Origin of the sequence: Synechococcus sp. 65AY6A5 (genome assembly GCF_002760415.1) — a bacterium.
In the GTDB taxonomy this organism is placed as follows: domain Bacteria; phylum Cyanobacteriota; class Cyanobacteriia; order Thermostichales; family Thermostichaceae; genus Thermostichus.
Map to the genome: position 1 here is coordinate 1587642 of NZ_AXUW01000001.1, position 10678 is coordinate 1598319.

Below are 10678 nucleotides of genomic sequence, written 5' to 3' on the forward strand. Positions count from 1 at the left end.
AGGTTTAAGGGAGTAGGGCGGTATCGCTCCTTCACCTTCCCTCAGATGAAGCAGGACTGCATTCGAGGGCAGTTTATCCATCTGCCCAAGGTTGGGCCGGTCAAGCTGGTCCAACACCGCCCTTTGCCCGACGGTTTTACAAAGTAGCCAACCAGCGCAAAGATTTTCACTACAAGATGGCAAAGAAGTTGTTAAGTAAGGGGAAGCACATTGCTCATGAGGCGCTTACTATTAGGGGTCTGGCTAGAAGCAGACTAGCCAAATCTGTTGATGATGCTGGGTGGGGTGAGTTCCTGCAAATTTTGGCAGCCAAGGCTGAAAGAGCTGGGCTGTTGACGATTGCAGGGGATCCCCGCGGCAGCAGTCAAGAGTGCTCGGGGTGTGGTCGAGATGTGCCCAAAAAGCTGCATGAGCGGTGGCACGATTGTCCGCACTGTGGGTTGAGGATTGGCAGGGATCACAGCTCGGCGAGGGTCATCAAATCCAGAGCGGTGGGGCGTCCCGTTCTTCAAGCTCAGGAAATGTCCTGCTATCGGGCAGGGGTCACTGTTGGCGAAGCGTGGCGTAAGCCATGAAGCCTGCACTCTATGCGTCAGCATGAGTGTGGGAGTACGTCACCAAGGTAGGGAGCTATGGTAGTTGCAGCCTCTGCAGAAGACTTTGCCCTCTCCACTCAGCTTGGCTGGCCGGAGGCGGCCTATCTGCACATTCCCTTCTGCCGGCAGCGCTGCCACTACTGCGATTTTGCCACCGGCCTGGGCACGCGCGAACTGATCGAAACCTATGTGCAGAGGCTCTGCCAAGAGATCGGCGGCGCCTACCGCTACCGCCATTTGGCCGGGGATCCCCAGCCCTTGACCAGCATTTTTTTCGGCGGCGGCACCCCTTCCCTGCTGACGGTGAAGCAGTTGAGTCGGATTTTGAGCCAACTAAGGGAGAGGATCCCGTTTCATCCCGACTGCGAGATCTCGCTCGAGGCCAACCCCGGCACCCTGACACGGGAGCAGTTGGCAGGCTACCGGGATCTAGGGGTTAACCGCATTAGCCTAGGGGTACAGGCCTTTCAAGCGGAGCTGCTGGCCGCCTGCGGTCGCCTCCATGGGGTGGAAGAAATTTACGAGGCTGTGGCCGACTTGCAGGCGGTGGGCTTTGAGAATTTCAACCTGGATTTGATCTTCGGGCTGCCCTATCAAACTTTAGAACATTGGCAGGAGTCACTGCAGGCTGTTCTTGAAATCAACCCCACCCATGTCTCCGTTTACGATCTCACTCTCGAGCCGGGAACCCGCTTTGGGCGTCTCTACCGGCCGGGGGAGGCGCCTCTGCCCAGCGAGGAGACCACGGTTGCCATGTACCTGACGGCGCGGGAGTTGCTCACCCAAGCCGGCTACATCCACTACGAGATCTCCAATTTTGCCCGCCCTGGGTATGCCTGTCGCCACAACCGGGTGTACTGGGAAAACCGCCCCTACTTTGGCTTTGGCATGGGATCGGTCGGCTACGAAGAGGGGCGGCGCATTCAACAGCCGAAAACTCTCCACGCATACTTTGAACAGGTCAAAGCGCAGGTTCACCCCCTGCCGCCGCCGGCTTCTGCAGAAGAAATCTGGATGGATACGGTGATGTTGGGGTTGCGCCTCCAGGAAGGGCTGGATTTGGCAACTTTACAGGAGCGCTTTGGCAGCGAGAGAGTGAAGCAGGCTCTGCAGAGGCTGGATCCCTATTTTGAAAAAGGTTGGGCCAGTTGTGAGGCGGGGCGGCTGCGGCTAGTCCCGCCGGAGGGCTGGCTGTTTTCCAACGAAGTCATTGAAGAGCTTTTGTTTTGAAGAGAACTGGGCAGGACATCAGTGAAGAAAGCAGCCGCCCGGTTCAAAGTCGACCTTTGTCCAACTTGTCTCTCAGAGGGTGGGGATAGCAGGGCTTACTGGCCGGGGGGATAGCGTTGCAAAACCTGCTTCAGGTAGCGCCCCGTATGGGATCCCGGCTGCTCAGCCACTGCCTCAGGGGTGCCTACGGCCACGATCTGGCCGCCCTGGTCGCCCCCTTCCGGCCCTAAGTCGATGATCCAGTCGGCACAGCGGAGGATGTCCAGGTTGTGCTCGATCACCAGCACGGTGTTGCCCGCATCCACCAGCCGCTGCAGGACGTTCAAAAGTTTGTGAACATCGTAAAACGACAGGCCGGTGGAGGGTTCGTCCAGTAGATAAAGGGTTTTGCCAGTGGAGCGGCGGGCCAGTTCTGCGGCCAGCTTCACCCGCTGCGCTTCCCCACCCGAGAGGGTTGGAGCCGGCTGACCCAGCTTGATGTAGTCGAGGCCCACATCGGCCAGGGTCTGCAGGATCTTGGCCGCAGGGGGCAGGGCAGCGAAAAACTCCAGCGCCTCTCCCACCGTCATATCCAGGACTTCGGCGATGTTTTTGCCCTTGTACTTGACCTGGAGGGTCTCGCGGCTGTAGCGCTTGCCGCCGCAGACTTCGCAGGTAACATACACATCGGGCAGGAAATTCATCTCAATCACGTTCACCCCTTGCCCTTTGCAGGCTTCGCAGCGCCCGCCCTTGACGTTGAAGGAGAAGTGGCCAGCTTGATAGCCTCTGGCTTTGGCGTCCCGAGTCTGGGCAAAGGCTTGGCGGATGGGATCAAACAGACCCGTGTAGGTGGCAGGGTTGGAGCGAGGGGTGCGGCCAATGGGGGATTGGTCGATGACGATCACCTTGTCGATGTGTTCAACGCCCTGCAGCTCTCCCATTTCCGCGGGTTTGGGCACCTTCTGGCCGAGGTAGTGCTGCAGGGCGGGGTAGAGCAACTCGTTGACCAGGGTGGACTTGCCGGAGCCGGAGACGCCGGTGACGCAGACCAGCTTGCCCAGGGGGATCTCCACATCGATGTGCTTGAGGTTGTTTTTGTGGGCATCGGTGAGCTTGAGGGAAACGGCCTTGCCGGGCCGCCGCCGAGCCGGGGTCGGGATCCGCCGCCGCCCCGACAGATAGGCGCCAGTGAGGGAGCGCTCGCAGGCCAGGATATCGGCTAGAGACCCTTGGGCCACCACCTCTCCCCCGTGGATGCCGGCGCTAGGGCCAATATCCACGATGTGGTCGGCGGCGCGGATGGTTTCCTCGTCGTGTTCCACCACAATGAGGGTGTTGCCCAGATCCCGCAGGCGCAACAGGGTTTGCAACAAGCGCTCGTTGTCCCGCTGGTGCAAGCCGATGGAGGGTTCATCCAACACGTAGAGCACCCCCGTCAGGCCGGAGCCAATCTGGCTGGCCAGCCGGATCCGCTGCGCTTCACCCCCCGAAAGGGTCATGGCCGGTCGGGCCAGGGTGAGGTAGTCGAGGCCCACATCGATTAAAAACTGCAGCCGGGTTCGGATCTCCCGCAGCACCAGCTCGGCAATCTGGGCCTGGCGGGGGGTGAGCTTGAGGTCTTCCAGGCGGCGCAGGCAATCGCCAATGGAGATCTGGGTGAGATCCGTGATGCGGTAGCCGCCGACGCGCACCGCCAGGGCCTCCGGCCGCAGCCGGGATCCGCCACAGGCAGCACAGGGGCGGTAGGTGAGGTAGGCCTCTAGCTTTTGCCGGTAGGTTTCGGAGGTAGTTTCTTGGTAGTGCCGCTGCAACTGCGGGATCACCCCTTCGTAGCGGCGGTAGTACCCCCGGCCCCGGTAGGGGGATTCCGCTTCAACGTAGATCTCCTGGTCGCTGCCGTAGAGGAGGAGCTGCTGCTGCTCAGGGGTGAGGTCGCACCAGCGGCTGCTGAGCTCAAAGCCAAAGGCCTTGGCGGCCCCCGCCAGCAGGGCCAGGTAGTAGGGGTTCTCCCGCTCCGCCCAGGGGGCGATGGCCGCGTACAAAGGGAGCTTGGGATCCGGCACGATCCGGTCGGGGTCGAAGATGGGCTCAAAGCCCAGCCCGTGACAGACAGGACAGGCGCCGATGGGGGAGTTGAAGGAAAATAGCCGCGGCGACAGCTCGCCCAGCACCGAGCCATGTTCGGGGCAGGCAAATTGTTCCGAAAAGATCAGCTCCGTCGGCTTGCCGTTGAGGTACTGCCCCGCCACCTCGGCCACTTTTTGCAGCAGGTGTTCCCGCTCTTCCTCTCTCGGCAAGAGCTCCACCACCGCCAGTCCCCCCGACTGGCGCAGACAGGTGGTCAGGGAATCGGCCAGCCGCTCGGCGATCTCGGGGCCCTTGACCAGCCGATCCACCACCACCTCAATGGTGTGGGCCTTGTTTTTGGCCAACTCGATCTCTTCGCTCAGATCCCGCACTTGGCCGTCGATGCGCACCCGCACAAACCCCTGCTGGCGCAAGCTCTGCAAGAGGGCTGCATGGGTGCCCTTTTTTTCCCTCACCACAGGCGCCAGCAACTGAAAGCGCGTCCGCTCCGGCAGGGCCAGGATCTGGTCCACCATTTGATCCACCGTCTGGGGGGCAATCACCCGGTCACAATGGGGGCAGTGGGGGATCCCGGCCCGCCCGTAGAGCAGCCGCAGGTAGTCGTAGATTTCGGTAACGGTGCCCACCGTGGAGCGGGGGTTGTGGCTGGTGGACTTTTGGTCGATGGCAATGGCCGGGCTCAAGCCCTCGATGCGGTCTACATCCGGTTTGTCCAGTTGCCCCAGAAATTGCCGCGCGTAGGCGCTGAGGGACTCCACATAGCGCCGCTGCCCCTCGGCAAAGATGGTGTCGAAGGCCAGAGAAGATTTGCCGGATCCAGAGACGCCCGTAAACACCACCAGGCGATTGCGCGGGATCCGCAGCTCGAGGTTTTTGAGGTTGTGCTGCCGCGCCCCCACCACATGGATTTCGTTTTGGCCGGACATCTCATCCCCTTTGTGCGCAGCGTGCGTGGATCTGCCGCCAAAGTCGGCGAGTCAAAAAACATTAAAGAACATTAACGATTCTAGTGCCGCGACAGAAGTCTGTCCTCTCCAGGGCGAGCGGGGGTGCCAGCAGGCCGCGTCGGTTTTGGGCAGGGAGCTGGCTTGGCTATCTTGGAAGGGCAACGCAAGGGCTCCTCGAAAAGCCAATGGCCTGGCCGCTCCTTTCTCTCCAAAAGGTCTTCATCTACCTGCTGGTGGGGATCGCCTTCACGGCCCTTTGTCTGGGGGATCAGGCCCTGTCGCCGGCGGTTATCGCCCTCTGCTTGGCGGCGGGGGCTGCCAGTTGGTTTTGGGAGCCGCCCCGGATTAGTTTTGCCCGCTATGCTTCCCTGTGGATGCCCCTGACGGTGAGCGTGTTGGTCAGCTTGGCGGCCCTGGTGCTGGCGGGCGTGCTGCCGCTTTCGGATGGGGCCATAGGCCTGGTGCTTTACCTAACAGGGGCCAAGTTGTTCCAGCGGGAACGGGCAGCAGACCACATCCAGTTGGCGGTGCTGTCTCTGCTGCTGATGGCCATCGCCACCCTCTTCAACGAAGACATCAGCTTTGGGTTTTTATTCCTGCTGTATGTGGGGGTGGGGCTGGTTAACCTCACCCTCTATCACCTGTGCCTGCAGGCGGAGCAGCACCCGCAGGCGGCCAGCCAAGTCCGCGGGATCGACCTCAGCTTTTTGGGGTTTCTGGGATCCCTGGCCTTGCTGGCAACAATTCTCTCGGTGGTTTTGTTTTTCCTCTTCCCGCGGCTCAGCTTGGGGATCTTGGGCCGGCAGGCCCGCTCGCCGGTGATGACCACCGGCTTTGCCGAAGAAGTCAGCCTGGGGGAGTTCGGCACCCTTAAAACCGACAACACCGTTGCCCTGCGGGTGGAGTTCCCGGCAGGGGTGCCCCCCCAGGTGGAGTCCCTCTACTGGCGGGGGATCAGCTTTGATCGCTACGACGGGCGGGCTTGGTCGCGGACGCTGAACCGCGCGATCCCGATTTTCCCCACTGCAGCAGGGGTCTTTGATCTCTCGGCTTCCCCCTTGATCCCCACCGCGAGCGACCTCCAGTTCTTCCCCCTGGAGCAGCGGATTTACCTAGAGCCGCTGGCCACCACCACCGTCTTTGGGGTGGCGCCGCTGCTAGAGGTGGAGTGGCTAGATCGAGGTGGGGCGATGACTCCGCAGCAGGCATGGCAACGGCAAACTCGCCGCCTGCTCCTGCACGAGAGCGGGGATGTCAGCCATTCTCTGCCCCCCCGGCTGCCCTATCTCTACCGCGCCGTGAGCTGGATCCCCCAGGATCTAAGGCCCCGCCTGCGCCAGCTTAGCCAGGAGGAGCTGCTGAGTGCGCTTGACCCAGCCCAGCAGGCAGCCTACCTGCAGTTGCCGGCAGAGCTGGATCCGCGCATTCCCGCCTTGGCAGAGGAGATCACGGCTGGGATCCCCGACGTCTTTGGCAAGGTAGCGGCTCTGCAGAACTACCTGCTGGAGAACTACGCCTACACTACCGATCTGCCGGATCCCGGGGCCGAGCCGCCTTTGGAGGCCTTTTTGTTTACCCACCGCCGCGGCCACTGCGAATACTTTGCCACCGCCCTGACGGTGCTGGCCCGCAGCCTCGGCATCCCGGCCCGCGTGGTCAATGGCTTCTTGGGCGGGCGCTGGGTGGCGCAGGAAAAGTACCTGGCGGTGCGCAACGCCGATGCCCACTCGTGGACGGAGATCCCCTTTGGCTCCTACGGCTGGGTCATCTTTGACGCTACGCCGGCAGAGGCCAATGTTAGCCAGCGGCAAAGCTGGTGGGATCCCCTGCAAGATTTTTACGACAGCCTGCGCTTCCGTTGGTTTAAGTACGTCATCCAGTACGATCTATCCACCCAGCGGCAGATCTGGCGGCAGATTCAGGAGCTGGCCAGCCGCGTGACCGCTCCCCAAAAGCAGGAGGATGTCGTTGCTGCCCTCCGCCGCAGCTTGGTGGGCTGGGGGCAAAGCCTGCAGCAAAACAGCCTGCCGCTGGTGGGGGTGATGGTCATCACTGGCTTCACGGCCTACTGGGGCCGCCGCCGCCGCTACCAGGCCGTGCGCTGGCAGGATGGGGGATGGATCCTCTTGGCCACAGCCGCCAATGGAGTGGTGATGGGATCCCTGTGGCAGCCGCCCCCAGAATGGCCCACCTGGATGGTCGGGATCCTGCTGCCAAGTCTGGCCTTTGCCGGGATGCGCTGGATCCCGGCGGCCCTGCCCAAGTCCCAGCAGCGCCGCCAGGTCATCTCAAGGCTTTATCTGCAACTGCGGGATCTGGCGACGGCGGTGGGGATCCCCGCCCACCTAGGGCCAGAAGCTTGCCTAGAACACTTGCGCCAGGCCGACTTGCCTCAGGTTGAACTGGCCATCCGGTTCCTGCAGCGCTACCTGGAAGTACGCTTTGGCGGGATCCCGCTGGAAGCCGGGGAACTGCAGCGTTGGCAACACCACCTTAGACAGCTTAGGCGGTCCTGGCAGGCCAAGAGTTCGACGCCTGCTCCCAAAAGAACAGCTTGACTGGAAGACGGTTATAAAGCTCTACGAGAAGCCTTGACGTTATGAGGCAGTTAAGAGATAGTTAACTCTAGGTATAGACCTCGCAACCTGCCCCGGCCAAGTAGTAGACCTAAGAGGCGGATTGTCGCTGCAGGTAAGTTCTGCAGGAGCATTTGCGCGCGCTCTTGCTAACTGTTCAAGGCTGTGTTACTTTCCTTGACGTTCAGCTTCGAACGAGCAAGGGCGTGTTAGCTATGCGTAGCTATTCTCTGAGGGCGGCTTTGGCTGCAACTTTGTGTCTGCTGTCCTCGTCAGTTTTTTCCTCTAGTGTGGCTCAAGCGGCGCCTAAGCCAACCGGCAACGGTGCAATCTTCTTTCACCCAGATGGAACCTCAGCTTCCCACTGGGACATCACGCGCATTCTCTACTACGGCCCCGATGGCTTTCTGAACTGGGATCGTCTCCCCGTGATTGCCCCCTATCGCGGGCACCATCTCGACCAGCTTGGGGGAACTTCCAACGCCGGAGCGGTGACCCATGCCACGGGAACCCGTGTCCACGCCAAGAGCTTTGGGTTGGATCCGAACGGCAAAGAGTACCCCTCTGCCAACGGCACCCTGAACACGATCATGGAAGAGGCTGTGGCGGCAGGCTTGGGTACGGCTCTGGTGCAAACGGGATCCATCATTGAGCCGGGGACGGCTGCCTTCGTTGCCGAAGTTGCCAAGCGCAGCGACTATGAGGAGATTGCCCTGCAGGTGGTGGAGTCAGGGGTAGACATCATCCTCGGCGCTGGCGAGGAATGGCTGCTGCCGGAAGGCGTCCAGGGTCGCTTTGGCCAAGGGAAACGCAAGGATGGCCGCAACCTCATCGAGGAAGCCAAGAAAAAAGGGTATGTCGTCGTCTATACCCGCGACGAGCTGCTGAAGCTGCCGGCGGATGCCTCCAAGGTTTTGGGGGTGTTCAACGTAGAGGATACCTTCTACGACAAGCCTGAGGAAGAGCTGCGCAAAGAAAACTTGCCCAACTACATCGCCAGCGCCCCCACCATTGCCGAGATGACGCAGTTTACCCTAGAGCGGATCTCCCGCAATCCCAAGGGCTTCTTCGCCGTCATTGAAGAAGAGGGCACCGACAACATGTGCAACAACCTCAATGCTTCCGGCTGCCTGGAGGCCATGAAGCGGGCCGACGATGCCATTGGGGTGATTCTTGACTTCATCGAGAAGAATCCCAAGACCTTCATGATAACCACCAGCGACAGCAACGCCGGCGGGATGCAGTTGGTGGATGTCGAGCCCGACAAGCCGGTACCCGCGACCGACCCAAGCGGCGCCCCCCTCGACGGTGTGGACGGCACCGGTACGAAGCCGTTTGTTTCTGCTCCGGACAAAAACGGCAATCGCTTCTCCTTTGCCATCTCCTGGGCTAGCAAGGATGACGTGGGCAGTGGGGTTATTGCTCGGGCTGCCGGCCTCAACGCTCGGGAGCTGCTGCCCCCCACCGGGATCGCCAATACCGACATCTACCGCATCCTCTACTTCGTGCTCTTTGGGGAGCGCATCCCCAGCGAGCTCAAGCCGTAGTCTCAGGCAGCCCGGCCTTGGCTTGGAACTTCTGGGGACGGAGGGGATCCCGGCGATCCCCTTTTTATTTACGCAACGCTGTCGCGAACGCGCCGCTCCAACTCCCCTCTCCCTCAGGGAGAGGGGCCGGGGGTGAGGGAAGTCCTTGCCACCTCCTGTCCAGGAAGGAGTGGATAGGCTGCCTAGTCCGGCTGAGAGCGCCCCTGCTGCACCGCCTGGTAGCGCCGTTTGAACTCCTGCTGCTGCACCTTGTGATCCACGATGGGATCCGGGTAGCCGCAGCGCCGCCGCTCCTGCAGAGCCCAGGATCCCTTGGGATCGTCGCCTACCCACAGCAAAGCGGGGGTATCCAGCCCGGCCAGCTCCGGCAGGTAGCGGCGGATGTACTCCCCTTCCGGGTCGTAGCGGGCCGCCTGGGTGGCCGGGTTGAAGATGCGCAGGGGCCTGGGATCCGTGCCCACACCAGCGCTCCACTGCCAGCCGCCGTTGTTGGCCGCCAGATCCCCGTCCACCAGCTTCTGCATAAAGTAGCGCTCTCCCCAGCGCCAGTCGATAAGCAGATCTTTGGTTAGGAAGCTGGCCACGATCATGCGGCAGCGGTTGTGCATCCAGCCGGTCTCGTTGAGCTGGCGCATGGCCGCATCCACAATCGGGTAGCCCGTCTGCCCGGCGCACCAGGCCTGAAACCAATCTTGGCGGTTGTCCCACTCCAGCGCATCAAAAGCGCGCCGATAGGCGCCGCTCTCCACGTGGGGCCAGTGGACCAAAACATGCTTGTAAAACTCGCGCCAGCACAGCTCCTGCCGCCAAGTCTTCAGGCTGCTCTCGGCCTCTTCGCTGCGCACCTCCGCTTCCACCTCCCGCGTGGCCTGCCACACCTGGCGAATGCCGATGGTTCCCCAGCACAGGTGGGGGCTGAGGAGAGAGGTGCCCTGTTCAGCCGGGAAATTGCGGGCCCGCTCGTAGTCGAAAATGCGCAGGCCCTGACAAAAATCCTCCAGAAGACCCTGAGCCACGCTCTCCCCCGCTGCCGGGATCCGCTGCTCACAGACAAACCCCAGATCCGCCAAGCTGGGCAGCGGTTGGGCTTGCAGGCTTGACACTGGCTGGAGATCCTTGGGAATGGGGAAGGGATCCGGCTTAGGCAGGCTGGACCAGCGGCGCCAGAAGGGGGTAAAAACGGAGTAGGGATCCCCCGCCTGGGTCAACACTTCCCCTGGCCCGTGCAGCAGCATATCTTGGTAAGAAAAAGAGGGGATCCCGGCTGCCGTCAAGCTGGCCCGCACCCGACTCTCCTGCTGCCGGGCCAAGGGATCCAGATCTTCGTTCCAGAACACGGCCTGCGCCCCCAGCTCGGTGGCCAACTGCCGCAGCTCCGCCAACGGATCCCCCCGCCGCCAGAGGAGCGGGATCCCCATCTGGGCGTAGCGTTCCTGCAGCTCCTGTAACGCCTGGAGGAGAAACGCCACCCTGGCTGGGGCCATATCCGCCCGCTGCAAGACCTGCGGGTCGAAAACGAAAACCGGCACCACCTGGGAGCTGCGCTGCGCCGCCGCGTGGAGGGCTGTGTTGTCCGCCAGCCGCAGATCGCGGCGATGCCAGAGGAGAACCGGGGAAGTCATAGGAGGCCAAGCAACCGGATCCCATCTTGGCCGCTTTTTCTTCCTCTCTTCAACCCCAGGCTGCCGGCAGAGGTGGGCAAATGATGTCTA

6 protein-coding genes are annotated in these 10678 nt (G+C 61.9%); 4 read left to right on the forward strand and 2 right to left on the reverse strand.

The window, feature by feature from the left end:
• Positions 1-176: 176 nt before the first annotated feature.
• The gene (locus SYN65AY6A5_RS07580) at positions 177-575 is read left to right on the forward strand and encodes a transposase (RefSeq protein WP_240531009.1); all 399 of its coding nucleotides are present in this window, start codon (positions 177-179) and stop codon (positions 573-575) included.
• 57 nt (positions 576-632) lie between these two features.
• Complete coding sequence (gene hemW, locus SYN65AY6A5_RS07585; protein ID WP_099884181.1) at positions 633-1826, forward strand: radical SAM family heme chaperone HemW; 1194 nt, start codon at positions 633-635, stop codon at positions 1824-1826.
• 95 nt (positions 1827-1921) lie between these two features.
• Here hemW and uvrA read toward each other — a convergent pair whose 3' ends face one another.
• Positions 1922-4822, reverse strand: coding sequence for an excinuclease ABC subunit UvrA (gene uvrA, locus SYN65AY6A5_RS07590; RefSeq protein WP_099884183.1), 2901 nt, complete (start codon positions 4820-4822; stop codon positions 1922-1924).
• 206 nt (positions 4823-5028) lie between these two features.
• On the opposite strand from uvrA, the gene SYN65AY6A5_RS07595 reads away from it, so the two are divergent.
• Together SYN65AY6A5_RS07595 and SYN65AY6A5_RS07600 are read left to right on the forward strand one after the other, a co-directional pair.
• Positions 5029-7401: a DUF3488 and transglutaminase-like domain-containing protein gene (locus SYN65AY6A5_RS07595; RefSeq protein WP_099884184.1), complete on the forward strand. Its 2373-nt coding sequence runs from the start codon at positions 5029-5031 to the stop codon at positions 7399-7401.
• Between the two features lie 308 nt (positions 7402-7709).
• Entirely contained in the window at positions 7710-8966 is a 1257-nt protein-coding gene (locus SYN65AY6A5_RS07600; RefSeq protein WP_240531010.1) for an alkaline phosphatase, read from the forward strand.
• Between the two features lie 182 nt (positions 8967-9148).
• Here the strand turns inward: SYN65AY6A5_RS07600 and SYN65AY6A5_RS07605 are convergent, their stop codons facing one another.
• Positions 9149-10588, reverse strand: a complete 1440-nt coding sequence (locus tag SYN65AY6A5_RS07605; protein ID WP_099812360.1) for a deoxyribodipyrimidine photo-lyase — start codon at positions 10586-10588, stop codon at positions 9149-9151.
• Between the last annotated feature and the right edge of the window lie 90 nt (positions 10589-10678).